Source organism: Novosphingobium indicum, assembly GCF_014645195.1.
Lineage (GTDB): Bacteria > Pseudomonadota > Alphaproteobacteria > Sphingomonadales > Sphingomonadaceae > Novosphingobium > Novosphingobium indicum.
Map to the genome: position 1 here is coordinate 200,334 of NZ_BMLK01000006.1, position 26,073 is coordinate 226,406.

A 26,073-nucleotide genomic window follows, 5' to 3' on the forward strand; every position below is an offset into this window, starting at 1 on the left:
TCAGCTCCTGGCTTCCGCCATCACCCCGGCGAGCGTTCGTTCGACGAGAGCGATCTTGAATTTGTTTTCCTCGGTGGGGGATGCCCCAGCGGTCAGGGCCCGCGCCGCGGCCGCGACATCTGGCAGGGCCGCGTCGGCGGACTCAACGCGCCAAGGCTTGGGGGCGATACCGCCGATAGCGACCCGCCCGGTGCCGTCAGGCTGAATCACGGCGGCCACCGACACGAGTGCGAAGGCATAGGAACGGCGATCGCGCACCTTGTGGTACAGGTGCTTGCCGCCGAGCGGTTTAGGCAGGACCACAGCGGTGATGAACTCACCTGGCTCCAGTGCAGTTTCGATCTCGGGGGTGTCGCCCCAGAGGCGATGGAATTCGGCGATCGGGATTGCCCGGGTGGTGCCGTCCGGTTTCACAGTTTCGACCACCGCATCGAGCACGCGCAGTGCAACGGCCATATCGCCTGGATAGGTCGCGATGCACTTGTCGCTGACACCTATAATCCCGAGCTGGCGGCTGGCGCCGCCGATGGCGGCACAGCCCGAACCCGGCTTGCGCTTGTTACAGGCCTGGTTGGTGTCGTAGAAATAGGGGCATCGCGTGCGCTGGAGCAGGTTTCCGCCCGTGGTCGCCTTGTTGCGCAACTGGCCCGATGCGCCTGCGACGATGGCGCGCGTCAGCACGCCGTAATCGCGACGCACGCGTTCATCGGCAGCGCAAGCGGTGTTGGTGACCAGGGCGCCGATCCGCAGGCCGCCTTCCTCGGTAGGCGCGATCTCGTCCAGCCCTAGGCCGTTCACGTCCACCAAATGGGTCGGCGTCTCGACCTCGATCTTCATAAGATCGATGAGGTTGGTGCCGCCCGCTAGGAACTTGGCTTCGCGGTTGTTGTAGACGACCTTCGCTGCCTCGGCAGCGCTGCTGGCGCGCTGATAGGTAAACGCTCTCATGCCTTCTCTCCGGCGACTTCCGCCATGGCTTCGGCAATGTTCGAATAGGCGCCGCAACGGCAGATGTTGCCGCTCATGCGTTCGCGCATTTCCATGTTCGTCGGCTTCATCGGACCTTCGAGGTCATCGGTGACATGGCTGGGCACGCCCTTGCGTATCTCCTCCAGCACCGAAACGGCGGAGCAGATCTGGCCGGGGGTGCAATAGCCGCACTGATAGCCGTCGTGCTTGACGAAGGCGGCCTGCATGGGATGCAGGTTGTCAGGAGTGCCGAGGCCTTCGATCGTGGTGACTTCGTCGCCTTCGTGCATCACGGCGAAGGACAGGCAGGAGTTGATGCGGGTGCCGTTGACGATGACCGTACACGCGCCGCACTGACCGTGGTCGCAGCCTTTCTTGGTGCCGGTCAGCTTGATGTGCTCGCGCAGCGCATCAAGCAACGTGGTGCGCGTATCGAGCATCAGCTTGTGCTCTTTCCCGTTCACCTTGAGCGAGACGGGAACTGTCGGCGTGGCAGGCTGTGCCGCGGCGCGAGCCCGCACCACGGGCACCGAAGTCGCTGCGACACTGACCGTTCCGCCGGCGAGGACGCCGCGCCTTGATACCTTGAATGCCTCAAAATCAGCCATTTGTCTGCGATCTCCGGTTGTATGACCGGGGGTTGTTTTCCCCCTTGGCTGTGACTGCCATGGACGTGCTTTCGAACGGAATGTGGATACGTTGGATTGAAACTGCCCGTGTTGGCCAAACGCTTGTAGTGGTATTAAGTTCCCAACGTTTGGTAATAACTGCGACTATTTGCTGCATTGCGGTGCCGGGGTCAATCGCGGCGTGACGATTGTGGCTCGGACGAGGGGTTCGCGAGAATCAGCGGCATTTCGCAAGCACGGCAACTATCGTTCCGGCCAGCCCTTTCACCAGGGGCACGCCTTGTCCAACTGGACCTGCAGGCGCTATGCACCCTTTGAGCAACAACAGGAGAGGACGTGGCCACGATCAACATTGAACGCATTGAGCGCGACATCACCGCGATTTCACAGTTCGGGTTCAATGAAGATGATCGAGGCGTCTATCGGCAAGGGTTCAGTGCTGCCGACATGGAAGCGCGCACCTGGCTGCGCGACCAGTTCGAGGCACTGGGGATGGCGCACAAGATCGATGGCGCGGGAAACGTGATCGGTCGCTACGGCCCCGAAGACAAGCCTGCCATCATCATTGCCTCGCACATCGATTCGGTGCCGGCGGGCGGCATTTTCGATGGCGTGCTGGGCGTGATTGCCGGGCTCGAAGTCGTGCGCACCATGCAGGACAACGGCATCGTTCCCGATTTCCCCATCGAGGTGATTGCCACGGCCGAGGAAGAAGGCCGTTTCGGCGGCATGCTAGGCGCGCAGGCGCTGACAGGGCAACTCACGCTGGACTGGCTGGAGCGGGCCGCGGACGAGCGCGGCAATCGCCTGGTGGATGCCATGTCCGCCGTCGGGTTGGACTATCACAAGGCTCTCCATGCCTATCGGCGTCCCGAAACGATCAAGGCCTTTCTGGAACTGCACGTCGAACAGGGCCCGGTGCTGGACGCGGAAAAGACGACGATCGGCATTGTCGAGGGCATTTCGGGCGTCTTCAAGTGGAATTGCCGGCTGATCGGCAAGGCCGATCATGCGGGAACGGCGCCGATGGACATGCGCGCCGATGCCTTGATGGGCATGGTCGATTTCGCGCACGAGATCCCGCGTATCATCGAAGAGGAAGGGACCGAGCGCAGCCGCATCACCATCGGCCACGTCGAGTGCAAGCCGGGCTTTCCGCATACGGTGCCGGGCGAGGTCGACTTCACCATCGTCGGGCGCGATCTCGATGAAGAGGTAATGCGCGTGCTCTCGAACTCCTGCCGCCGCGTGCTGTCGTCGATCGCTCGCCGTCACAAGCTCAAGTTCGAGTACGAGGAGATGAGCTGGCTCTCGCCCGCCTATTGCGACAGGGATCTGATGAACCTGATCGAGAGCAAGACGAAGGATCTGGGCTACAGCTACAGGATCATGCCGTCGGGCGCGGGTCACGACGTGCAGTTCTTCTGCGGACACACCAAGGCGGCGATGTTCTTCGTGCCCAGCGTCGGCGGCGTCAGCCACGCGCCCGACGAATGGACGCACTGGTCCGACTGCCAGCGGGGCACGCAGCTCCTTTACGAGTGCGCGACCGAACTGGCCTGCGATTGATCCGTGTCCCTTTCAGGGGCAAGGGGCAGCGTCAGGCCGCCCCCAGGAGATCCTCCATCGCATGCAGCGCGATGGCGTGGTTCAGGATGATGTCCTTGCGGGTATTGGCGGCGTGATCGTCTGACTTGCGGTATTCCTCGATCGACGTGGTGAGCTTGTCCTCGTCGAAGATGCCGTGCTTCGCGATCTTCTCGGATGACAGCCACTTGGCGATCAGCTTGTCGATCTCGGCCGCCTTCTTCTTGTCGGTGTGGGCGGGCGGCGCCATGAAGGCGAACTTCTCGCGCTTGTAGAGCACTTCGGGAAGGACGTGCTTCATCGCTTCGCGCACGACCCACTTCTCGATGCCGTCGCGCACGCGCACATGCGGCGGGATGCGCATCGCCATTTCGGCGACATGGTGGTCGAGGAAGGCCGGGCGGCTTTCCAGGCTGTTGGCCATGTCCACGCGGTCGCCGCCCCAGTTGAGGATCTGGCCTTCGAGCATGGTCTTGATCCACGAATACTGGACTTTGTCGAGCACGTGGCGTCCGTCCAGCATCGACTTGTCGAGGCTGTAGGCAATGGCAGCGATGGGATCGTAGTCGCCCAGCTTTGCCTTGAACTCGTCCGATAAAAGCGGTTTGATACGCTCCAGCGTAAGCATCCAGGGCTGGATCCAGCTGGGCGTGAAGCCCATGACTTCCTCGAACGCCGGATGCGAGATCTGCGTTTCGGCCAGCACAGAGCCGGAGAAGATGGCATTCCGCTTGCGCATATCCTCGGCCGCGGGCGTTGCGGCGTATTCGGGGTCATGGAGGAACAGGTCGGCCTTGAACTGCGCATAGCCGCCGAACAGCTCGTCGGACCCCTCGCCGGTGATCACCACCTTGTAGCCGACATTGCGCACGTGCTTGCTCATCAGCATCTTCGCGACGCCGAGCGTGTTGTAGAATGTGCGCTCCGAGTAATAGACCGCATCCTCGAAATTCTTTCCGTAGAGATCCTCGGCCTTCAGGGTCAGGATGTCCTGATCGGCACCGGCCTTTTCGGCCATTTCGGTGGCGATGTGGGCTTCGTCGTAGCGGTCGTCGTCGAACGAAATGGTGAAGGCCTTCACCGGCGATTGCTGGATCGCCGCGGCCATGCCGATGATCGAGCAACTGTCGATGCCGCCCGAAAGATAGCAGGCCACCGGCACGTCGGCTTCGAGGCGGAAGGTGATCGATTCCACCAGGGCGGCGCGCACATTCTCGATGTGCTCCTCGTCGGGCAGTTCGTCATGCTGGCCATCGAGCGGGAACTCGGCATCCCAGTAGCGGCGTTCCTCGACCTCGAAATCGTCGCCCTTGCGGGTGACGATCAGCATGTGCCCCGGTTTCAGCGCCTTGATGTCCTTGAACAGGGTCATGCCCGGAACCATGACTTGCATCATCTGGTGAAGCTGGGCCTTTGGGCAGACTTCGCGCGAGACGTCGGGATGGGCCAGCATGGCCTTCATTTCCGAGCCCCAGAAGAACCCATTGTCGCCCAGGTGATAGAACAGCGGGCGGATACCGAAGCGGTCACGCACCAGGATCAGCTGCTGCTTCTCCTTGTCGAAGATCGTGAAGGCGAACTCGCCGCGAAGCTGGTCGATGAAATCAAGCCCATGCTTGTCGTAGAGCTTGAGCGCGATCTCGCTATCGGACTTGGTATTGAATTCGTAGCCGTCGGTCCGCAGCAGGCCGCGCAGGCGCTTGTAGTCGTAGAACTCGCCATTGGCCGTCAGCACCAGATTGCCCGTGCCGTCTTCCTCGCGGCCGTAGATCGGCTGGTCGCCGGCATTGAGGCCGATGATCGACAGGCGGGTGTGGATCATGGCGAGCCCGTTGTCGGGATCGAAATGGAAGCCGCGCCCATCTGGACCGCGATGATAAAGCGTGTCCGCCATCTTCGCGGCCTGGCTTTCGGTTTCGGCGGAGTAACGGGTGGGGCTCCAGAGCCCGGCGATGCCACACATCGTCTGCGTTCCTTAAACTGCTGAGAGCTTCAAGCGAGGTATTCGGCCGGGACGACTTCACCCACTCGCCCGAAGATGGCGAGAAGAAGCGCCTGCCTGATCCACACGGCGCCGTCGGCCTGGTTGAAATAGAGATTGTGCTGGGTGTTATCGAGGCTGATATCAAGTTCCTCGCCGCGGGCCAGCGGGTGCAGGATCACTGTGTCCGGTTTCAGCCTGCTGTCCCTGTCCAGCGAGAAGGCATCCCCGAAGAAGCGGTACCCGTCGCCCAGATAGGCGATCGCGTTCATGTAGATGACGTCGAGGTACTCGAGGCTCTGCTTGAGGTTCTGCGAGAAATCGATGCCGATCGGGCTGGCATTGGTCAGCTCGCGGATTTCCTCGCCTAGCGGATCGGCCATTTCCGAAAAGATCGTGATGTGGCTGATGTTTTCGGGGAACAGCAGCGCCAGCATCAGGAAGCTCTTCACCGTGCGCATGTTGCCCGGTGTGCCGATGATGCCGATGTTGAGGCGGAACTGCTCCGGGATTTCGCCATAGGCGATCTCGGGCCGCCACTTCAGCAGGGCGTACCAGTCGGCCAGCGCCTGCGTCGGGTGCTCGTCCGACCCGTTGCCGCCGTTGAGAAGCGGAATGCGCAAATATTCGCACAGCTCGTTGACCGCCGATTGCTCGGTGTGCCGGACAGCGACGACGTCTGCATAGGAATTGAACATCTGGCCGATGTCGCGCAGCGATTCCCCCTTGGCGACGCCGGTGGTCTTGGCATCCGCGACGCTGATCGTGCGGCCGCCGAGGTGCAGCATGGCGCTTTCGAAAGAGAGGCGTGTGCGCGTACTCGGTTCGAAGAAGGCAGCGGCCATGATCTTGTCGTCCAGTGCATGCATCACTGGAAAGCTCTTGAGCTGGAGATAGGCGGCAAGCTTCATCAGTTCGCACAAGATGTCGCGATCGAACTGGTGTGCAGACAGCACCGAGGTGTCGTGCATGCGCTCCAGCACGTCCAGCCGCAATCTGGGATCGTGCTTGAGCAGGCCGGCAGGATCCGGGCAATTGCCGATCACCCCCGCCTTGCGTTCGGAGTCCGCCTGATGTTCGACTTGGGAAGCGGGCAATGTCACCAGATTTCACCGTTCTTTAAGTCACGGATGAGGAGCGTGGCGAGGCCGAGGCCAGTGAGGGCGCACCAGATCAGCGCGCCGTAGATGATTACTGTGAGGAATCCGGCTGAAAAGGTCATGCTGCCTCACTCAGTTGGGCCCAGTCGAACCGGGCCTTCGAGAAGTGGGCGCAAGCCAGCACCCACACCATCGACACGGCGGTGGCGATCAGTGTCGCCACGTACCAGCCGATTGCAAAATAGCAGACGAGGCCAACGCCTGCGCCCAGCAGCATCCCCCCAACGGCACCGACCGTGCTGGCCCTGCGCCAGTAAAGGCCGGTGACGATCGGCCAGATCATCGAGCCCACCAGCGGGCCGGCGAAGAACAGGACCGAAGCCAGCGTGCCGATACGCGGCAGACAGACAAGCCACGTGAACAGCCCGAGCGCCAAGGTCACATACTGTGCCATCTTTTTCAACGTTTCCGGAGGGGCGCCGGGATTCATCAGCTTGCGGTAGACATCTTCCGTCAGCAGATCGGACGTCGCCGCGAGCAGGCTGTCGAGGCTGGAGGCCAGCGAACAGAACACGACAATGAAGATCGCGATCGCGCCGAATTCGCCCAGCACGTCGGCGACCACCAGCGGGCCGACCATGTCTGCGGCGGGAACCGGAACGTTGAGCGCGCCCGAGGCGAGGGCGATGAAGCCGGCGGCGATGGGGATGGGAAACCAGATGAGACCGCCCAAGGCAAAGGCCTTGCCGCCCACGCCGTCTCGAAAGGCGAAGGCACGGCTCCACCACACGTTGTTGTGGAACACCTCGCCCAGACCGAACAGCAGGTTGTTGAAGATTGCCATGATCGCGGCGGGAAACAGGACGTTGAGCAGGGCAGGGCGGGTGGCCTGCAGGTTCTCGTGAATTTGGTCGACGGAAACATGCGAAAGGACGGCAAAGCCGACGATCACAACGCCGACGATGATGATCAGGCTCTGGATGAAGTCGGTGCCGATGACCGCGCCGAGCCCGCCGCGCATCGTGTAGATCACGCAGACCGCAAGGATCACCGTCATGCCCCACGCATAGGGAATGCCCGACAGGGCGTTGAGCAGGATGCCGCCAGCCATGGCCATGCTGACCAGCCAGGTCAGCGAATAGAAAAGCGTGTAGACCATGAAGATGGCCCACGCCGCGCGGCCGTAGCGCAGGCGGAAGAAGTCGCCGCTGGTATACCCGGTCGGCATGAGCTTGCGGATCCTGACCGCCATCGGTGCGAACAGGAACAGGCCGACGCTCGCGGTGGTATAGGCAAGCATCCCCCACACGCCGAGCTCGAGCGCGAATTGCGGGGCGAGCATCGTCGTGTTCGAGGTGATCCAGGTCGCGGCCGCCGTCGCCGAGCCAAGAGCAAGGCCGATGTTGCGACCGGCCAGGGCGTGGTCTTCGAAGCTCTTGTTGCGCCGGCCCCAATAGATGCCGAGGCCGATCCACAAGGCACTGAAGGCTGCCAGCAGAATCCAGCCGACGACCGGGGGCAGAATGGCTGCACTTTCATTCATCGCGGGCACCCCGCAGGATTGTCGCGACGATGGCGAGCGTGACCAATGCGCCAATGGCAACAAGCAACAAGGCTCGGCTGAGCGATTGGTGCGCGACCGATACGAGCAGGGGCGTTGATACTGCCCCTTGGTTGGTGGTCAGGCGCAGGTAGTAGTCACCGTTTTCGAGCCCGGACAGGAAATAGCGATGCGCGGCGCCCGTATAGAGTTCGGTGGTCTGCGCGAAGTCCGGCGTCGTCGACATTTCCAGCGATACCGGCGCGTCTGACTGCCATTCCAGCATGGTGTTGCCGGCATCGGTGGTTACTTCGGATGGCCCGTCGAATTGCGGGGACGCCGCGTGGAGGGGAAGGGCAAGAAAGGCCATCAGCAGCGATGCGACCATGATTATCAGTCGGGCAGGGGCGGCACTTCGCCACCATCGCAACAGAGGAAAGCCGGGACGTCGGACGGTCTGGATCAGACTGGGGGCGAAAATCTGGCGGCTGCTTGAGATGGTCCCTTGTCCGTCCTGCCGGCCGGTCTGCCGGTGCTCTTGCTGGTGTGCCCTAAGAGGGCGGTCCCTATCAAATAGGCTTGGGGTAGGGAACCGCCCAAATGAGAGCTTCCCCAGCTACTGGATGAAGGGATCGCTGAAGCGAGTGTCGGTTGTAAGTGAAGTGTCCGTAAGCGTTTCAAGAAAATCGATCAGCGCTTGCTTGTCGGCAGCGGAAAGATTGAGCCGTTGCGGCCCGTTACCCTGCCGCAACCGGTTGTCGAGCGCCGGGCCGTTCTGGATGCCGCTGTCATAGTGATCGATCACTTGTGCCAGCGAGGTGAAGCGCCCGTCATGCATGAAGAATTGGGATAGCCCCACGTTCTTCAGCGAGGGGGATTTGAAGACTGTCGTCTCGCCTGCATCGAGCCCGTTGCTGCGGCTGTTCGCGGTGAGCGCGAACGTCGGGGGACGGTGGCAGGCAGCGCATCCGGCGCCGCCATTGTTGCGGCCATTCAGGAAAAGCCGCTTGCCGAGGTTTTCCGAAGCGGTGAAGCCCGGGAAAGTCAGGTCCAGATTGCGGTTCGGCGCATTGGCGCTGAAGACCTGCGCATAGGCGCGGTCCCAGCGGCTGTCGCTGGAGATCATGGCACGCTCGAACTGGGCGAGGGCCGTCTGCATGCGGGTTTCGGTGATCGTGCTCGACCCGAAGGCGAAGTCGAACAGGGCCGGATAGTATTCGATCCCGTTCATCTTGCTAATCAGGGCATCGATACCGCCGGCGCCATCGTCCCAGCCCATCTCGACCGGGTTCTGGATCGGTTGCGTCGCCTGATCCTCCACCGAACTGGCGCGCTTGTCCCAGAACATGGTCCCGGGCTGGTAGTAGCGCACGTTCCCGAGGCGCATGGCATGGGCTGCCGTCCTGCCGCCATCTAAGCCGGTCGACAGCGCCTCGTTGTCATCGAAGCCGAGCGCCTGCTGGTGGCAACTCGCGCATGAGACCGTATCGTTTACCGAAAGCGCTGTGTCGTAGAACAGCACGCGGCCCAGCGTCGCCACAGCATTGGAAATCGGGCCGGGGGCGTTGTCGTCTCCGTTTACCGTGTTGTCGTAGTAGGCCGGAAGGCTCGGGTTGGCGTAGTTGTCCAGGCTATCGAGATCGATCGTGAAGTACTGCGCGACAATCTCTGCCGGAGTGGTAGCCGTGGGAGCAGGTGTCGGCGTCGGTGTAGCGGTGGGCGTCGGGGAAGGCGTGGGCGTCGCCGTGACGACCGTCCCGCCATCGCCGCTGTCTCCGCCTCCGCAAGCCTGAAGCAAGGCCAGTGCGCCTGTCGCTGCCAGCGTGCGCAGCGCGATACCTTTCGAACTCCAATTCACATCCATCCTCCGACATGAGCAAACTTTGCTGTCGAAGGGGGGACGGAGCCGCCTGCCGATATGCGCATCGGCGGCGTGAAAAAATGTGCGGGATCAGAAACCCATGCTGGCAGAGAGCCGCAGCGTGCGCGGTCGCAGCGGTGTCGCCTGCGGGGCAAGACGCACGGCGAAGGGGTTGCCGAAAGCAAAGCGGTTGCCGCGGGTATCGAGCACGTTGTCGAGAGCAAAAGAAAGCGTCCACGCACCGGCAGTCATGGAAGCGGAGAGCGCCGTATCGATATAGTCGCCCTGACGGACCTGCGATGTGGGATCGATGTCGAGATAGGACGTGCCGACATAACGCAGCGAAGCCGAAAGGTTCAGGCTTTGGCCCGAAGGCAGGGGCACGTCCGCGCCGAGGCTGGCATGGGCGCCGAAGTCGGCCACATTGGGCAAGGTACGCCGGTTGATCGTCTGGCTTGGTGTCAGCCGGTCAATCCGGTTGTGATTGAGGAAAGCGGCGATTTCCGCATGCCAGACTGGATCGAAGCGGACCCGGGCACTGGCGGTCAGACCGAAAATCCGTCCGTTGCCAAGGTTGCGGGTGATAGGAAAGCCTTCGGCCTGCACCAGATCGCCCTGGATACGCCTCCAGCGGACATAGAAGGCTGCCAGCGAGAGATCTGCGTCGAATGGCTCGGAAAGCCGCGTGCGCATACCGAGTTCGGCGGACTGCATTTTATCGGCGCGGAACTGGGTGGGGATCGGCGTTCCGTCATCCGCGCGTTCGACCGTCACGCCGCCCGTCCGGTAGCCGTGCTGGTATCGGGCATAGAACAGCGTGCCAGGTTCGGGATGCCAGCCGATCGCAGCCATGGGCAGGAACCGCAGCGGTGGGTTGTCGCTGTCTTCCGCCACGTTGGCGCCGAAAAGGCGCACGCTGTGGCTTTCGGTCGCCACGAGCCGTCCTCCCAGCGTGAGCGACCAGCGAGGGGCTGGGCGCAGAGTTCCTTCGCCGAATAGGGCGTATTCGCGAATACGGTAGCGGATATCGGCAAAGGGCGGTGGGCTGTCTCCGCTCAGGCTGGTGACGAGTTGCGTATAGTCATCGCGGTTGGACAGGAAGCTCACGCCGGCCACCCAGGAAAACGCGCCGCTGCCGGGCGAACTCAGCCGGGTTTCATGCGTTATCAGCCGGATGCGCCGGGCCTCGTCGTAGGCTTGTCTCAGGCCCTCGCCGGCGAGAACGCTGGAATCGAAGCGGGTGTCCAGATCGTTGTCGACGATGCCCGTGGTGGAGACGAGGCGCAGCGGGCCGAGATGGCCGAGAAGCGTCAGGTTCCCCCCGATCAGGTCATTGGCAAATGGTTGTGCGATCAGGCTTTCGCGTGTCAGCCCGGCAAACCTTGGATCGATGTACTGACCATCGCGAGTGCGCCGGCGCTGGCCGAATGCGCTTGCCGAGACGGTCCAGCCTTCCGGCAGGTCGCTGTGCAGTGCGGCACGAAACCCGGCCGTGCGGGATATATTGACGTTGGTGAGACCACGTTCGCTGTCATCGACATAGCCGCCTTCACGTCCGCCGTACGCCACCAGCCTCACGGCCGTGTTGTCGCTCAGCGGCGCATTGATCATGCCGGCGCCATCGACCCCGGGTTCGCCGTGCTGGGTGATCGCCGCTCCGGACCAGATCCGGCCTTGCCATGTCGAGGGATCGGGTGCCTTGGGGGAAAGCCGGATCACGCCCCCGAGCGCCCCGGCGCCGTAGAGCGTGCCCTGGGGCCCTTCGATCAGCTCGATCTTGTCCATGTCGTAAAGGCCGAGGCCGGGGTTGGGCGCGCTGTAGATCAGCCGCTGCTCACCCAGATAGAGGCTGATGGTCGACTGGGTCGGCCCGTTGAAACTGCTGTCGGCAATGCCGCGCACGAAGATCTTGTCGCGCCCCGTGCCAAGCGCCGTTCCTGCCGTCTGCGGGAATGCGGCTAGCAGGTTCTCGAGCAGTGGAGGCGCGGCCGAACTTTCAAGATCAAAGGTAGAGATTATCTGTACAGCGCCGGGATAAACCGAGAGATCGGTGTCACTCTTGCTTGCTGAAACAACAATCGGTTCGGGAGCGATGGTGGGCAGCAGCTCTTCGGCGTTGGCGGGGGCAGCGCGGACCGGCTTGCGTTCGATCCGGTAGACATTCGCCGAAGCACGGCGGGCCCTGTAGCCGGTTCCGTTGAGTAACCGATGCAGCGCTTCGGGCACAGTCATGCGCCCGTCAACGCCTTCTGTACGCAGGCGCGAGAGGGCCGGCTCGGTTCCTCCCACGGCAATGCCCGTTTGCTTAGAGAGTGCCTGCAGGGCCCTGGTCAGCGTGCCAGGCGCAATGTGGATGTCGTGACGGGTTTCGCTTTGCGCATGGGCAGCGATCGGGATTGCGATAGCGCCGGATAGCAGGGCGGATGCTGCAAGGCATGCGTTCCAACGCCCGTATTTCACCCCCGTTCTCCCCCTCGGCGCCTCAAGAGGGCTCGATTTCCCAATCCCCCTTGGCCGTCCGCCGCACAGTGCCGCCGAGCACCCCTGCTGCCCGCGAAACCGCCTCTTCCGGCTCCCCGTCTGTAGGGATTACACCGGTAAAGCGCTGTTGGGAAAGACCCGGTGCGATGTGGACCCGGAGGCCGAGCGTGCGGCTGAGGTCAGCCGCAACCATGGGCAGCGGAGCGTCGCGATAAGTCAGCCGCTGGTCGCGCCAGCCGGCCATCTCGTCTGCCGAGATGGCGCGACGTTCACCGGTCGCCGATCCGCTCCGCAAAAGGAATGCTTGTCCTGCGGCCAGTTCGATCGCTTCCGCATCGGGATTGATCACGACCTTGCCGCTACCCACCGCAACGCGGGTACCGAAGGTGTCCTGAATGACATCGAAACTGGTGCCCCGATCGATCAGCGTCAGTTCGCCTGCTTCGACCCGCAGTTTCGAGGGTGTGGGGGAGTCGATATAGAACGCCGCTTCGCCCGATTTCAGCCGCACGACTGGAGCCGGTCCGCGCGCGATTTCCATTCGCGTTTCGCCGTTGAGGGCAACGCGGACCGTCGGATCGAGCATGACTTCGCGGGTTTCTCCCGCTGCCGTGGCGATGGTTTCGAACGTGAGTTGGCTCGGTTTTGGCCAGAACGTGACGGCGAGGACCAGAACGGCAGCCAGCATGCCACCGATGGCCGCGAGGCGAGGCCAGCCGATGCGTTGGACGGGTTCGCGTTTCGCCTCTGGAGGCGTGATTGCCGTAGCTTCGAGCCTTTCGACTTTGCCGTCGAGAGCGACGACTTCGTCGTAGATCGCGGCATGGCTTTCATCTTCACCCAGCCAGTCGGAAAAAGCGATCCAGTCGCCCCCTTTCATCGTGTCGCCCTGTTGACGCACGAACCACTCTACAGCCGCCTCCAGGGTGGCTTCGTTTGCAGGGGAGCCTTTGCTGTTCATCTCATGATCAGACGTCACGGCGGGCTCCTTCCTGCATCGGCATCAGTGGAATTTTCCTCCTCCTCGGGTTTGAGCAGGGCGCGATAGGCGCGCTGCAGATGCTTTTGTACGGCGGAAAGACTGATGCCATGGTCGTGCGCCAGATCCTTCTGCGGTCGGCCTTCCAGGCGGAACGCCACGAATATGCGCCGGGTTCGATCCGGCAGCCGCTCCAGCTTCTCCCCGATCCGCTGCAGCGCTTCGCGTTCGATGGCGCGCTGCTCCGGCGAGGGTTCGGTTTCGCTTTCCGAACCGCCGGGCGCGCGGTGTTCGGCCCAGCTCTTTTCGCGCAAGTGCCGGCGCCCTTCGGAGCGGCGCAGGTCGCGCGCGGCGTTTTCGCAGACTTGAAAGAGGTAGGCGAGGGGATCGGCGATGGGTCTGGTCGGAGGACGATCGTTAAGCTTGATCCAAACGTCCTGCAGCACGTCCTCGGCCAGTGCGGCATCCTGCAAGCGCCGTCCGAGAAAGCGTAGCAGCACTGCGCGCTGTTCGACGAAGATGGCGATGAGTCCGCCGCTTGCCGAACCTGTTTCCTCGGCCTGATTGTCCGGCAAGGGGTGGGGCGGCTGCTCGGGCATGCGGTGGATCGGAAGTCCGGTCGTTGTCGATGGGCACTACCATGGCGGTACGCTACCGGTATGTCGACCTTGCGGCTTGGGGTCAGGCCATGAGTACGAGCGCGGCGCGGTAGAGCATGTAGACGGCAACGCACGCGATCAGGATGGAAAACACCGTGTTGAGCCGTCCCTTCGCTTCGGCGAGCCGACGCGCGGCGAGGGCGCCAATTCCGGTTCCGACGAAACCGCCACCGATGAAGACGCCGGCCAGCGGCCAGTCGATCATGCCGGACCATGCGTAGTTCGCGGCCGTGGTCAGTCCGAAAGCGGTCACCGCGATCAGCGATGTGCCGACAGCACGATAGACCGACATCGATGTCGAGGCGACGAGTGCAGGCACGATCAGGAATCCGCCACCGATGCCGAAGAAGCCCGACAATGCCCCGGTGCCGAAACCGAAAGTCAGAACCTTCGGCAGGTTGTCGCGGTTGCACACGACACCTTCGATGCCTGCATCCTTGCGGCCGCGGTACATGGCGAAAGCCACCACCAGCATGAGCAGCGCGAACAGGAAAAGCAGCTTCTGGCCGTCGAATGCCTTGCCCAGCGTCGATCCGGCGAGGGCGCCGAGGATCCCGGCTGCGGCGAATGTTCCGCCGCACCGCCAGTTTACGTTGCGTTCGCCGGCGTGGTTCCACACGCCGGAAAGCGCGTTGACGGCGACGGCAAGAGCGCTCGTGCCGATCGCGAGATGCGGGCTCTTTACGCCGACAAGATAGACCATCAGTGGAACGGCGAGGATAGATCCTCCGCCACCCACGAGACCAAGGGTAAAGCCGACAAGGATGCCGCTGAAGCCGCCCAGCAGATATTGCAGCTCGGTCACCGGAACGGCCTAGAGCAGGTTCAGTGGCAGCTTCAGGTAGCTGACGCCGTTGTCCTCCGGCTCGGGCATGTGTCCGGCCCGGATATTGACCTGCAGCGAGGGCAAAATGAGGCGCGGCATGCCAAGCGTCGCGTCGCGGGCTTCACGCATGGAGACGAACTCGTCCTCGTTCACGCCTTCGTGGACATGGACGTTGCCGGTCTTTTCGGCGCCGATGGTCGTTTCCCAGACGAACTGGTCGCGGTTCGGCGCCTTGTAGTCGTGGCACAGGAAAACGCGCGTCGGGTCGGGCAGCTTCATCAGACGGCGGATCGAGCGGAACAGCGTGCCGGCATCGCCGCCCGGAAAGTCGGCGCGGGCGGTGCCGTAGTCCGGCATGAACAGCGTATCGCCGACGAACACGGCATCGCCGATGACGTAAGCCATGCAGGCAGGCGTGTGGCCGGGGACGTGCAGCGCGATGGCGTCGATGCCGCCAAGCGTGAAGCGTTCGCCATCCTCGATCAGCCGGTCGAACTGCGACCCGTCCTGCGCGAAGCTGGCGGGTTCGTTGAATATCTTGGCGAAGACGCCCTGAACGGTACGGATTTCGCTGCCGATCACCAGCGTCCCGCCGAGCACCTTCTGGATGTAGGGGGCGTCGGACAAGTGGTCGGCATGGGCGTGCGTTTCCAGCAGCCAGTCGACCGTCAGGCCTTCGGCGCGGACGTAGTCGATCACGGCATCCGCGGAGGCGTGGCTGGTGCGCCCGGAGGGCTGGTCGAAATCGAGCACGGAGTCGATCACGGCGGCGCGCATCGTTTCCGGATCGTGGACCACATGCGTGGCCGTGAAGGTCGCTTCGTCGAAGAACGTGCGGACGACCGGCAGACGTTTGCTGGCCAGTGCGGCGTCGACTTGCTGGATGGCGGTTTCGATGTGTGTGTCGGTCATTGTTCAATCATCCCGGTCAGGGCGTTCAGCTGCCAGGCGGCGACCAGACGCTGGCCGCGCGCCTCGAGCAGCGCTGCATCGGCCTTGATGGCCTCGCGCTCCGCATCGAGGACGGCCAGCACCGGTACCGAACCTACCTGGGCTTCGAGTTTACGCCCGCAAAGCGCTTCATTGGCCGCTTCGGTTTGCAGGCGTGTGGCATCGACCATGCGATGCGCGGTGGCGAGGCCGGTCCAGGCATCGATCACCATGCCGGTGAGCGCCTGATCGGCCTGACGAAGACGCGCCTCGCTCGCGTCGACCTGGGCATCTGCGGCTCGGGTCTGCGTCGCTACGCGGCCGCCGGCAAAGAGCGTCCACTTGCCCCGGATGCCGACGGAGTAGGAATCCGCGCGATAGTCGGGGAAGAACTGGTCACGAACGTGCGCAGCTTCCGCGAAGGCCCCGACTTGCGGCATGCCTTCGGCCTTGGCAGCACGTACGCCGGCCTTGGCAACGTCCACGGCGGCCCTGGCCTGGCGCAGAGAAGGGTTCGACGTGCGGGCCAGATCGATCGCTTCGTCGAGCGTGGACGGCGTGCGGGGCAGATCGGGCAGGGGGGCGAGATTGCCCGCAGGCTTGCCGGTCAACCGTTCGTAAGCTGCCTCGGCCGATGCAACGCGGCCTTCGGCTTGCGCCTTACCGGCTTCCGCTTCGGCCTTGCGAGCGCGAGCCTGTGCGAGCTCCGAATTGGTGATTTCGCCTGCCTTGAACCGCAGACCGGCCTGCCGTTCGACTTCCGTCAGTTCCTTCACGAGCTGCGCGAAGCGGCTATCGAGCTTGCGGGCGGTGAGAACCTCCGAATAGGCGGAGATGGCCTGAACGATGGTCTGCAGCCGGGCATGCTCGGCCTGAAAACCGGCGATCTTGGCGCCGCCCTCGGCCTGATCGATCGCAGAGCCGATTCGCCCGCCGGCATAGAGCGGCATTTCCGCCGTGCCCTGCAGCGCCAGAGGCGTGGTGTTGGCCGCCCTGATGCCAAAGAAGCCGCCGTTGTCTATACGGCCCGTCCCGACCGATCCCTCGACCCGAAGGAGCGGGTTGCGTTCCGCTTTGGCGCGGTCGAGACGGGCCTTTGCCGCCGTTTCCTCGGCCTTTGCTGCCTCGAGGGCCGGCGCGTGCGCGAGGGCATTGGCGATGGCGGCGTCGAGGTCCTGCGCCGAGGCCGTGGGGGCAGCGACGATGCAGGTCAGGGGGAGCAAGGGAAGAAACAGGCGGCGCATAAGGGTCTCGCTCAGCGGAAGGCGTTTCCGGGTTTCACACCCAGCTTCTTGAAGATCATTGCGGCAGGGCAAAAGCCCGTAAAACTTGCCTGGATCATGTTGAGCCCGGCGAAGATCGTCAGCCCCAGCCAATAGGGATGCACGTAGATCGACAGAAGCACGCTGGCGAGGACGACCACGCCGGCGAAGCGAAGAACGGCAGCATCGAGATTCATCGATCCTCTCCTTTACTTGAAGCGCAGTTTGCGGATGCCCAGCGCGTGCATGGCGAGCTTTTCGTAGAACGGCTCGCTCTTGCCGCGGCGGACCTTGTGCAGGAAGTACCTCTCGAACCCGACCTTGGCCATGTGAACCCACTTGCCGCTCGATGACCAGTTGAGGTTGCGCGGCGGAATCTGCGGCTGGGCGACGAAAGCCACACCGCCGTCGCCGAAATCGGCTAGGCACACGGCATTCCAGGTTGCCTCTTCGGCCGGTTCCTTGCCGGAAAGCTCCAGCTTGATGTTGGCAGCAATGGCCGTGACCATCGATTCGATCATGAAGCCGGTCTTGGGAACGCCCACAGGAACGGGCGTAGGGCCTACCGGCGGGATCGCCACGCAGACGCCCAGCGAATAGACGTTCTTGAAGTTGGGATTACGCTGGTGCTTGTCCGCGAGGATGAAGCCGCGCGGATTGACGAGGCCTTCCACGCCCATGACGGCATCGATGCCGCGGAACGCGGGCAGGAGCATCGAATAGCCGAAGGGCAGGTCATGCGTAGCCTTGACCGAACCGTCTTCGGCCAGTTCTTCGGTGTGCATGATGCCGTCTTCGATCTTGGTGATGCGGTTGTTGCAGATCCACTTGATGTGACGGTTGCGCAGTTCGCTTTCGAGCAGGCTCTTGGTGTCGCCCACGCCATCGAGGCCCAGATGGCCGATATAGGGTTCGGCGGTGACGAAGGTCATCGGAACCTTGTCGCGAATCTTCCGACGCTTGAGTTCGGTGTCGAGAATCAGCGCGAATTCGTAAGCAGGGCCGTAGCATGAGGCGCCCTGAACCGCCCCGACCACGATCGGCTTGGGATCGGCGCAGAAGCGGTCGAAGGCGTCGGCGGCTTTGGCCGAGTGGTCCGTCTTGCATACCGATACCGTGTGACCTTCCGGACCGAGGCCCTCGATTTCGTCGAAAGCGAGTTCGGGGCCGGTAGCGATCACCAGGTAATCGTAATGCATCGAGGTGCCGTCGCACAATTCGACGCGGTTTTCCTCGGGATGCACCTTCTGTGCGCCTACCGATGTGAAGCCGATACCCTTCTTCTTCATGATCGGGGGCAGGTGGACCTTGATCGCTTCGGGTTCACGCCAGCGCACCGCAACCCAGGGGTTGCTCGGAACGAACCAGTAGTCATCCTGGTCATTGATCACCGTGACGTCTGCTTTGCCCTTGGTAGCGTCGCGAATCTCGTAAGCGGCGATCGTGCCGCCAAGGCCGGCACCTAGGATTATGATCTGGGGCAATGACATGACTTGCTCTCCCGTAGTGAGGTTCCGCGTCTGACAGGGGTCAGGGGGAAGCGGCCCGAGTAGATTGCGCTGTATATAGCTTGACTAATATAATGACTTTGCAATATACGCAAGAGGCAATGTAGAGAGGCGCCGAAGGTGCCCTACGATACGGACAAGAGGTGATTCACATGGTCTTCGGTTTAGGAAAGCCACGGCATAAGGAAGTGACCGCGCAGCAGCTCGAATCGATGCTGCAGTCGGGCGAGGCGCTTGTCGTCGACGTGCGCGAGCCGGATGAGTTCGCCGCAGGGCACATCCCCGGCGCGGTCAACATGCCGCTTTCGTCGTTCCAGCCTTCGAAGCTGCCGCACCCGGATGGCAAGAAGCTGGTGCTCAACTGTCTGGGCGGTAAGCGATCCGGCATGGCGCTCGACAAGTGCGGCGTTGCCATGGCCGAGGTGGACACGCACCTCGCAGGCGGTTTCGGTTCTTGGCAGGCGGCCCGCTTGCCGGTCGAACGCTGAGCGCATGCGCCCTCGCCAACGGGCACGATAACAAACAAGGGATGTCATGATGCGCGCAAATGTCCTGGTCCTGTCCGCTCTCGGATTGGCGGTTCTCGGTCTGCCGCTGGCTGGCTGTGGCGGCAGCGAGGAGCCGGTGCAGGAAAACAGCAAAGCGCCTGCGGGGCCGCGACTTGTTCTGAAGGAAAGCGACGCGGCAGACTGGCAGGATGTCAGCGCCGAAGTGGCCACGGTCGATCAGGCGCAGGTGCTTGCCCGCATCCCCGGCATTCTCACATCGCTCTCGGTGCGCGAGGGCGACATGGTGCGCAAGGGCCAGGCGATCGGTCGCATCGTCGACAGTCAGCTCGGCCCGCAGGCCGCTGCCGCCAAGGCGCAGATGGTTCAGGCGCAGTCCGAGCTGAAACGCGTCAAGTTTCTGCACGACAACGGCGTCTATGCCGATGCCCGCCTGGAGCAGGCGCAGGCGGCTGCGGCTTCGGCACGCGCGCAGTATGCGGCGACCACCGCCGTGGCAGGGCAGGGCATCGTCGTCGCGCCTGCGACCGGCCGGGTGCTGACGGCCGATGTTCCGGCAGGCTCGCCGGTGGCACCGGGCATGCCCATCGCGGTCATCACTGCCGGGGCGACCATCGTGCGGCTGGAGATGCCCGAATCGCTTGCAGGCAAAGTCCATGTCGGCTCGCAGGTACGGGCCAGCGATATCGGTAACGACGGCGCTGTCGGGCGTGTCGTGAAAGTCTATCCTTCGGTGACTGCGGGCACTGTAAAGGCTGACGTCAGCATGCCGGGCATCGACGACAAGCTCGTCGGCCGGCGCATCGCTGCCAGGGTCCAGACGGGTACGCGCAAGGCGCTGCTGGTTCCGGATGCTTATGTCACTGAGCGCTACGGCATCGATTATGTCACCTTGGTTGGCAAGGATGGCAATGCGACGCAGGTGCCGGTGCAGACCGCGCCCTCCGCGCAGGACGGCAAAGTCGAAATCCTCTCGGGCGTTTCGGCCGGAGATACGCTTGTGGCCTCCAGCAAGGGGGCGGCTGGGCAATGAATCTCGGTATCTCCGGCAAGCTGACGCGCGCGACGATCCAGTCGCCGCTGACGCCCCTGTTTCTGCTCGCCGCGATCATCGTCGGCCTGATCGCGACGATCACCATTCCGCGAGAGGAAGAGCCGCAGATCAAGGTGCCGATGGTGGACATCATGGTTCAGGCGCCGGGACTGACGGCTTCCGATGCCGTGGAACTGGTGGCCAAGCCGCTGGAGACCATCGTCAAGAGCGTGAATGGCGTCGAACACGTCTACACGCAGGCGCAGGACAATGGCGTTCTGGTGACGGCGCGCTTCCTCGTCGGCTCCAATCCTGAAGACGCGGCGATCCGCATCAACGAGAAGATCGAGGCCAACAAGGACCGCATTCCCGTGGGTATTCCGCCGCCGCAGGTAACGGTGCGCGGTATCAACGATGTGCCTATCGTCGTGCTGACGTTGACGCCGAAGCCCGGTGTGGCTGGACAGTGGAACGATCAGGCCCTGGCGGAACTCGCCGGCAAGCTCCGTACCGAAGTGGCCAAAGTCGACGATGTCGGGCTGACCTTCATCACGGGCGGCCAGAAGATGGCGCTGCGCGTGGTGCCCGATCCGGTCAAGCTCGCCGCCTATCGCGTGCCGCTGGGCAACGTCATCGAAGCCGTAAAGCAGGCCAACCGGGCTTTCCCCGCCGGCACCGTGCGCGAGCAGGGGCAGGCTGCGCTGGTCGTGGCTGGGCAGACGCTGCGCGATGCGCAGGAACTGTCGCAGCTCACGGTGCGCTCTGTAACCGGCGCGCCGGTGCTGCTGTCCGATGTCGCGAAGGTCGAGCAGGCGCCGACGCAGGAACAGGCCCGTGCATGGCGCTGGGCCAAGGACGGCGCCGATGAAAGTGGGGGCGGAAAGTGGTCGATGGCGCCCGCGGTCAGCCTGGCCATTGCCAAGCGGGCCGGTGCCAATGCCGTGACCGTGTCCGATCAGATTGTCGAGCGTGTGCACATGCTCGAAGGCAAGCTGATCCCGGATTCGGTGAAGGTCTCGGTCACCCGCAACTATGGCGAGACGGCGAACGAGAAGGCCAACGAGCTGATCTTCCACCTCGCGCTGGCAACGATCTCGATCGTCATCCTGATCGGTTTCGCCATCGGCTGGCGTGAGGCCGGCGTGACCGCGATCGTCATTCCCACCACGATCATGCTGACCATGTTCGCATCCAACGTGATGGGCTTCACGATCAACCGCGTCAGCCTGTTCGCGCTGATCTTCTCGATCGGCATCCTCGTCGACGACGCCATCGTCATGATCGAGAACATCGCGCGGCACTGGGCGATGAAGGACGACAGAAGTCGCATGGATGCCGCGATCGAGGCGGTCGCCGAAGTCGGCAACCCGACCATCATCGCGACCCTGACTGTCGTTGCCGCGTTGCTGCCGATGCTCTTCGTCTCGGGTCTGATGGGCCCATACATGGCGCCAATCCCGATTAACGCGTCTGCGGCGATGATCTTCAGCTTCTTCGTGGCGGTCATCATTGCCCCGTGGCTCATGATCCGGTTCGCGCGCACGGCACTTTCCGATCACGAGCATGAGGATTCGCACGGCGGCAGGCTCGGGGCGCTCTACAGCCGCTACGCCAGCAAGATCATCGCGACGAAGGGCAGCGCGTGGCGCTTTCTCATTGCGGTCGGCATTGCGACTGTGGTTGCGTGCTCGATGTTCTACTTCAAGGCGGTGACGGTGAAGCTGCTGCCCTTCGACAACAAGAGCGAAGTGCAGCTTGTCGCCGACATGCCCGAGGGCACCAGTCTGGAAACGACATCACGCGTGCTGGAACAGGCCGCCGCGGTTACGCGCTCGGTACCCGAAGTGGTGTCGATGGAAGCCTATGCGGGCACATCGGCGCCGTTCAATTTCAACGGTCTCGTCCGCCACTACTTCCTGCGCAACCAGCCGGAAATGGGCGATCTGATGGTCACGCTGAAGCCCAAGGGCGATCGCTCGCGCTCCAGCCACGAGGTCGCGGTGGACCTGCGTGAGAAGCTCAAGGCCATTTCGCTCCCCACTGGTGGGTCACTGAAGGTCGTCGAAACCCCGCCGGGGCCGCCCGTTCTGGCGACGCTGCTGGCCGAGATCTACGGGCCGGACGAAGCGACGCGCGTCAAGACCGCCGAGCAGGTCGAGAAGATCTTCAAGTCGGTGCCATTCATTGTCGATGTCGATAATTCATTCGGCGAGCCGCGCCCCACGCTCAAGCTGATCCCCGATCGCGCCAAGCTGGACCACTACGGTCTGTCGGAGAGGCAGCTGTTCGATTCCATCGGCGCTCTTTTGGGGACGCAGACGGTGGGCTATGCGCCGCGTGGTTCCGGTCGCGATCCGCTCCCGATTGAAATGACGCTTGACCAGTCGCAGCGCAGCTGGTCGGCAGCCCTGGCGGCAACCCCCGTGGCCGTGGCGCAGGGACCGGCTGGACCGCAGCTTGTGCAGCTTGGGCAGCTGGTCACGGCCGAGATGGTGCCGGGCGGACGCGCGATCTTCCGCCGAGACGGGCGCGGCGCGGATATGGTGACGGCCGAACTGGCCGGACGCTACGAAGCTCCGATCTACGGCATGCTTGCCGTCGACGAGGCCATCGACACCTACGACTGGAAGTCGGCAGGCCTCGAAAAGCCCGCAGTCCTGCTCAATGGCCAGCCTGAAGACGAAAGCCACACGTCGCTGCTGTGGGACGGTGAGTGGGAGATCACCTGGGTCACCTTCCGCGACATGGGCGGGGCCTTCATGGTCGCCTTGCTGGGCATCTACGTGCTGGTCGTCGGGCAGTTCCGCAGCTTCACCATTCCGCTGGTGATCCTGACGCCGATCCCTCTCACACTGGTGGGCATCGTCGTCGGGCACATGCTGTTCAGCGCGCCGTTCACGGCGACCTCGATGATCGGGTTCATTGCACTGGCGGGTATTATCGTGCGGAACTCCATCCTTCTGGTCGACTTTATTCGTCATACGCGTTCGGCTGAGAAGAGCCTGCGCCAGACGTTGCTGGAGGCCGGCATGATCCGATTCAAGCCCATCGTTCTGACTGCTGCGGCAGCCATGATCGGGGCGGCGGTGATCCTGACCGACCCGATTTTCCAGGGTCTGGCGATTTCGCTGCTGTTTGGCCTGGCCTCCTCGACCTTGCTGACGGTTCTGGTTATTCCGGCCATTTACGTCGTTTTGCGGGACGATGGCCGTCCCTTGGAAAGCTAGGAATCATGAAGCCGACTGATCTTACGGAACTCAAGGCCAACGCCAACATCATGGCAGCCCGGCTCAAGATGATGAGCCATCCTGAACGCCTGTTGATGCTGTGCCGAATGGATGAGGGCGAAGTTTCGGTGAGTGAACTGGTCGCTCTGACGGGTCTCTCCCAGTCGTCGGTTTCGCAGCACCTCGCATTGCTGCGCGAGGAAGGCGTGGTGGCCATTCGGGGCGAGGCGCAGACGCGATACTACAGTCTGAAGGACAATGTGGTGCGGGCCATCATCCACGCGCTTTGCGACATCTGCGGAACATCCTGCGAATAGGCGAGAGTCCCATGTCAGAATCGTTGATCATTGCCTGCCCGTCCTGCGCCTCGCTCAACCGTGTGCCGCGCGAAAAACTCGCACAGGGCGGTAAGTGCGGGCGATGCGGTTCGGCTCTGTTCGGTGGTCATCCCGTCACGCTGACAGACGCCAATTTCGATGCCCATGCGACGCGGAGCGGCATTCCGCTGCTGGTCGATTTCTGGGCGTCATGGTGCGGGCCGTGCCGCCAGATGGCGCCGCAGTTCGAGGCTGCCGCCGCCGATCTCGAGCCGATGGTTCGCCTCGGCAAGCTCGATACCGAAGCCCAGCAGGCGATTGCCGGTCGGTTCGGTATCCGATCCATCCCCACGATGATCCTGATTTCAGGCGGTCGGGAAGTGGCGCGCCAGTCAGGCGCCATGCCAAAAAGCGCCATCGTCAATTGGGTGCGCCAGACATTGGGTTGAGGACTGAAAGCATGACCGAGGCAGCAAATCCCCACGCGGATGCCCTGAAGTATGAGGACTGGGGCGGCGAGATGGGCGCCCGCTGGCTGGCCAATCTCAAAGGCTTCGAAGGCACCATCGCGCCGGCGGGCGAGGCCTTGCTGGCGCGTGCCGCCTTCGCGCCCGGTGAGCGCGCGATCGACCTGGGATTCGGCGGCGGTGCCACGACCATTGCCATTGCCGAAGCGGTCAGCCCCGGCGGCATTGTGCTTGGCCTCGACATATCGCCCGATCTCACCAGCGCCGCGACGCGCCGCGCGCAGCAGGCGGGCATCGACAATGCCCGTTTCCAGTGCGGCGATGCGGCGGCTGTCACGGTTGCGGACGGGCCCTATGACCGTCTTGTATCGCGCTTTGGCAGCATGTTCTTTGCAGAGCCGGTTCCGGCTTTTGCCAACCTGCGCGCGATGCTCAAGCCGGGGGGGCGGATGGACCTTGCCGTCTGGGGGCCGCCCATGGAGAATCCGTGGATGCTGAAAGGCATGGAAGTTGCCCGTCAGCACGTGGAAATTCCCCCGCCGGTGCCGCGGGCGCCGGGCCCCTTTGCGTTCGAAGACATCGACTATCTGCGCGAGGTTCTGGACGGCGCGGGTTTCGGCAAGGTCGACGTCGGCGTGGCGGAAGGTGAGTTACCCGTCGGTGGCGCCGGTGCATCCGCCGAACAGGCTGAACACTTCGCCCAGAATGCCATGGCCTTCGGGCAGGTCCTGCTCGACTATCCTGTAGAGGTTCAGGAGGCTGTCGCGCGTGATCTCAAGGCGCTTTACGAGCAGTATTATCGGCCGGGCGAGGGAGTCATGATGGGCTATAAAGCCTGGTTGGTAACGGCGTACGCCTGAGGCATATGACAGGCTGAAACGAAGAGGCCACCGGAAACGGCGGCCTCTGTTTGTTTGGTTTCGGGATTATACCTCGGGATCGTCGCTCATGGGCGAGCGGAACTCGTGCCACATGCCGTTGATGATGCCGAAGGCGACGGCGAGGCCCAGTCCGAGAATCCAGGAAAAATACCACATCGGTCTTGGTCCTTCTCAGTAGAAATCGGGGTTGGTGCGAACCTGCTCGATCGTGACCCGACCGAACATCACCCGCATCGCCCAGGCCGTGTAGGCCAGCACGATCGGCAGGAAGATCAGCGTTACCAGCAGCATGATCCACAAGGTCAGGTGGCTCGACGAAGCGTTCCACGCGGTGAGGCTGGATTGCGGGTCGATGGCGCTGGGCAGGATGAAGGGGAACATCGACAGGCCCACGGTCGCGATGATTCCGATTGTCGCCATCGAGGAACCGGCCAGGTTGATCAGATGGCTGCGGCTGCGGATGCCGACCAATGCAACCAGCGGGCCGGCGAGGCCGAGGATCGGCGCCAATAGCATCCACGGATGCTGGCCATAGTTGTCGAGCCAGGCACCGGGCGCGGGGAGCGCCGGGACGTACCGGGGGTTGGACGGCCCCATGGAGTCGACAATGCCCTCGATCCGGAAGCCCATCTGGCTTGTCGCTACCCATACGCCGCCCAGTGCGAAGAGCACGAAGGAAACGAGGGCTGCCGCCGTCCCGATGCGCCGGGCGCGTTCTAGCACGGGGCCTTCCTCGATCTTGGTGGCGAGAAAGCCCGCGCCGTGCAGCACGATCATCGCGACCGAGAGCAGCCCGGTCATCAGCGCGAACGGCGAGAATAGGCCGAGCAGCGTGCCTTCGTAGAAAGCGCGCAGATCGCTGTCGAGCCGGAAGGGCAGGCCCTGCAGGACATTGCCCACGGCCACGCCGAAGACCAGCGCCGGCACGAGGCCGCCGATGAACAGCGCCCAGTCCCAGCGAGTGCGCCATGCGGGATCGGCATGCTTGGAGCGGTACTTGAAGCTCACGGGCCGCAGGATCAGCGCCGCCAGCACAAGGAACATCGCCAGATAGAAGCCGGAAAAGCTGACTGCGTACACGAACGGCCAGGCCGCGAAGATCGCGCCGCCGCCAAGGATGAACCACACCTGGTGGCCCTCCCAGTGCGGGGCGATCGCGTTGATCACCATGCGGCGCTCCTCATCGGTCTTGCCGATGAAGGGCATCAGCGCGGCGACGCCGAGATCGTATCCGTCGGTGAGCGTGAAGCCGATCAGCAGCACACCCATGAGAGCCCACCAGATCAGCCGGAGGGTTTCGTAGTCGAGGGGAATAGCCATCTTGCGAAGC

General features: G+C 63.2%; 25 protein-coding genes. 7 read left to right on the forward strand and 18 right to left on the reverse strand.

Annotation, left to right across the window (positions count from 1 at the left end; genetic code table 11):
* Positions 1 to 948: an FAD binding domain-containing protein gene (locus tag IEX64_RS08155; RefSeq protein ID WP_188819156.1), complete on the reverse strand. Its 948-nt coding sequence runs from the start codon at positions 946 to 948 to the stop codon at positions 1 to 3.
* Positions 945 to 1,577, reverse strand: a complete 633-nt coding sequence (gene paoA / locus IEX64_RS08160; RefSeq protein ID WP_188819157.1) for an aldehyde dehydrogenase iron-sulfur subunit PaoA — start codon at positions 1,575 to 1,577, stop codon at positions 945 to 947. The genes IEX64_RS08155 and paoA overlap by 4 nt, the downstream gene beginning before the upstream one ends.
* Positions 1,578 to 1,934: 357 nt before the next feature.
* Here paoA and IEX64_RS08165 point away from each other — a divergent pair, with 357 nt between their 5' ends.
* Positions 1,935 to 3,167 (forward strand): Zn-dependent hydrolase, encoded by a 1,233-nt coding sequence (locus tag IEX64_RS08165; RefSeq protein WP_188819158.1) that lies wholly within the window; start codon positions 1,935 to 1,937, stop codon positions 3,165 to 3,167.
* Positions 3,168 to 3,198: 31 nt separating this feature from the next.
* Here the strand turns inward: IEX64_RS08165 and asnB are convergent, their stop codons facing one another.
* The 14 genes from asnB to IEX64_RS08230 all read right to left on the reverse strand — a co-directional run bounded on the left by asnB (position 3,199) and on the right by IEX64_RS08230 (position 18,294).
* Positions 3,199 to 5,148 (reverse strand): asparagine synthase (glutamine-hydrolyzing), encoded by a 1,950-nt coding sequence (gene asnB, locus IEX64_RS08170; protein WP_188819159.1) that lies wholly within the window; start codon positions 5,146 to 5,148, stop codon positions 3,199 to 3,201.
* Between the two features lie 29 nt (positions 5,149 to 5,177).
* Positions 5,178 to 6,269: an aspartate/ornithine carbamoyltransferase family protein gene (locus IEX64_RS08175; protein ID WP_188819160.1), complete on the reverse strand. Its 1,092-nt coding sequence runs from the start codon at positions 6,267 to 6,269 to the stop codon at positions 5,178 to 5,180.
* Positions 6,266 to 6,388, reverse strand: coding sequence for a hypothetical protein (locus IEX64_RS24615; RefSeq protein WP_268238446.1), 123 nt, complete (start codon positions 6,386 to 6,388; stop codon positions 6,266 to 6,268). Before IEX64_RS24615 ends, IEX64_RS08175 begins: the two co-directional genes overlap by 4 nt.
* The gene (locus IEX64_RS08180; RefSeq protein WP_188819161.1) at positions 6,385 to 7,809 is read right to left on the reverse strand and encodes a sodium:solute symporter family transporter; all 1,425 of its coding nucleotides are present in this window, start codon (positions 7,807 to 7,809) and stop codon (positions 6,385 to 6,387) included. Before IEX64_RS08180 ends, IEX64_RS24615 begins: the two co-directional genes overlap by 4 nt.
* Positions 7,802 to 8,194 carry a hypothetical protein gene (locus IEX64_RS08185; RefSeq protein ID WP_188819162.1) on the reverse strand — a complete coding sequence of 131 codons (393 nt, stop codon included), beginning with the start codon at positions 8,192 to 8,194 and terminating at the stop codon, positions 7,802 to 7,804. Before IEX64_RS08185 ends, IEX64_RS08180 begins: the two co-directional genes overlap by 8 nt.
* A gap of 228 nt (positions 8,195 to 8,422) precedes the next feature.
* A complete protein-coding gene (locus IEX64_RS08190; RefSeq protein WP_188819163.1) occupies positions 8,423 to 9,664 on the reverse strand; it encodes a cytochrome-c peroxidase in 1,242 nt (413 codons plus the stop codon).
* Between the two features lie 93 nt (positions 9,665 to 9,757).
* Positions 9,758 to 12,127 carry a TonB-dependent receptor gene (locus IEX64_RS08195; RefSeq protein ID WP_188819164.1) on the reverse strand — a complete coding sequence of 790 codons (2,370 nt, stop codon included), beginning with the start codon at positions 12,125 to 12,127 and terminating at the stop codon, positions 9,758 to 9,760.
* Positions 12,128 to 12,149: 22 nt separating this feature from the next.
* Positions 12,150 to 13,127 carry a FecR family protein gene (locus tag IEX64_RS08200; protein WP_188819165.1) on the reverse strand — a complete coding sequence of 326 codons (978 nt, stop codon included), beginning with the start codon at positions 13,125 to 13,127 and terminating at the stop codon, positions 12,150 to 12,152.
* Positions 13,124 to 13,726 carry an RNA polymerase sigma factor gene (locus tag IEX64_RS08205; protein ID WP_188819166.1) on the reverse strand — a complete coding sequence of 201 codons (603 nt, stop codon included), beginning with the start codon at positions 13,724 to 13,726 and terminating at the stop codon, positions 13,124 to 13,126. Before IEX64_RS08205 ends, IEX64_RS08200 begins: the two co-directional genes overlap by 4 nt.
* An 82-nt stretch (positions 13,727 to 13,808) precedes the next feature.
* A complete protein-coding gene (locus IEX64_RS08210; protein ID WP_188819167.1) occupies positions 13,809 to 14,591 on the reverse strand; it encodes a sulfite exporter TauE/SafE family protein in 783 nt (260 codons plus the stop codon).
* Between the two features lie 9 nt (positions 14,592 to 14,600).
* Positions 14,601 to 15,524, reverse strand: a complete 924-nt coding sequence (locus IEX64_RS08215) for an MBL fold metallo-hydrolase (protein WP_188819168.1) — start codon at positions 15,522 to 15,524, stop codon at positions 14,601 to 14,603.
* On the reverse strand, positions 15,521 to 16,786 hold the full coding sequence (locus IEX64_RS08220; protein ID WP_188819169.1) for a TolC family protein: 1,266 nt from the start codon (positions 16,784 to 16,786) through the stop codon (positions 15,521 to 15,523). Before IEX64_RS08220 ends, IEX64_RS08215 begins: the two co-directional genes overlap by 4 nt.
* Positions 16,787 to 16,797: 11 nt before the next feature.
* On the reverse strand, positions 16,798 to 17,001 hold the full coding sequence (locus IEX64_RS08225) for a YgaP family membrane protein (protein ID WP_188819170.1): 204 nt from the start codon (positions 16,999 to 17,001) through the stop codon (positions 16,798 to 16,800).
* A 12-nt stretch (positions 17,002 to 17,013) separates the two neighbouring features.
* On the reverse strand, positions 17,014 to 18,294 hold the full coding sequence (locus tag IEX64_RS08230) for an NAD(P)/FAD-dependent oxidoreductase (RefSeq protein ID WP_188819171.1): 1,281 nt from the start codon (positions 18,292 to 18,294) through the stop codon (positions 17,014 to 17,016).
* 170 nt (positions 18,295 to 18,464) lie between these two features.
* On the opposite strand from IEX64_RS08230, the gene IEX64_RS08235 reads away from it, so the two are divergent.
* Genes IEX64_RS08235 through IEX64_RS08260 form a run of 6 tightly spaced genes read left to right on the forward strand, consistent with a single transcriptional unit; the run spans position 18,465 to position 24,722 of the window.
* On the forward strand, positions 18,465 to 18,800 hold the full coding sequence (locus IEX64_RS08235; protein ID WP_188819172.1) for a rhodanese-like domain-containing protein: 336 nt from the start codon (positions 18,465 to 18,467) through the stop codon (positions 18,798 to 18,800).
* A gap of 46 nt (positions 18,801 to 18,846) precedes the next feature.
* A complete protein-coding gene (locus tag IEX64_RS08240) occupies positions 18,847 to 19,851 on the forward strand; it encodes an efflux RND transporter periplasmic adaptor subunit (RefSeq protein ID WP_229710147.1) in 1,005 nt (334 codons plus the stop codon).
* Positions 19,848 to 23,078: an efflux RND transporter permease subunit gene (locus IEX64_RS08245; RefSeq protein WP_188819173.1), complete on the forward strand. Its 3,231-nt coding sequence runs from the start codon at positions 19,848 to 19,850 to the stop codon at positions 23,076 to 23,078. The genes IEX64_RS08240 and IEX64_RS08245 overlap by 4 nt, the downstream gene beginning before the upstream one ends.
* Before the next feature lie 5 nt (positions 23,079 to 23,083).
* Complete coding sequence (locus IEX64_RS08250; protein WP_188819174.1) at positions 23,084 to 23,395, forward strand: ArsR/SmtB family transcription factor; 312 nt, start codon at positions 23,084 to 23,086, stop codon at positions 23,393 to 23,395.
* An 11-nt stretch (positions 23,396 to 23,406) separates the two neighbouring features.
* Positions 23,407 to 23,844, forward strand: coding sequence for a thioredoxin TrxC (gene trxC, locus IEX64_RS08255; RefSeq protein WP_188819175.1), 438 nt, complete (start codon positions 23,407 to 23,409; stop codon positions 23,842 to 23,844).
* An 11-nt stretch (positions 23,845 to 23,855) separates the two neighbouring features.
* Positions 23,856 to 24,722, forward strand: a complete 867-nt coding sequence (locus IEX64_RS08260) for a class I SAM-dependent methyltransferase (protein WP_188819176.1) — start codon at positions 23,856 to 23,858, stop codon at positions 24,720 to 24,722.
* Positions 24,723 to 24,788: 66 nt separating this feature from the next.
* Here the strand turns inward: IEX64_RS08260 and cydX are convergent, their stop codons facing one another.
* Together cydX and cydB are read right to left on the reverse strand one after the other, a co-directional pair.
* Positions 24,789 to 24,899: a cytochrome bd-I oxidase subunit CydX gene (gene cydX / locus IEX64_RS08265; protein WP_039282646.1), complete on the reverse strand. Its 111-nt coding sequence runs from the start codon at positions 24,897 to 24,899 to the stop codon at positions 24,789 to 24,791.
* A 15-nt stretch (positions 24,900 to 24,914) separates the two neighbouring features.
* Positions 24,915 to 26,063 carry a cytochrome d ubiquinol oxidase subunit II gene (gene cydB / locus IEX64_RS08270; protein ID WP_188819177.1) on the reverse strand — a complete coding sequence of 383 codons (1,149 nt, stop codon included), beginning with the start codon at positions 26,061 to 26,063 and terminating at the stop codon, positions 24,915 to 24,917.
* Between the last annotated feature and the right edge of the window lie 10 nt (positions 26,064 to 26,073).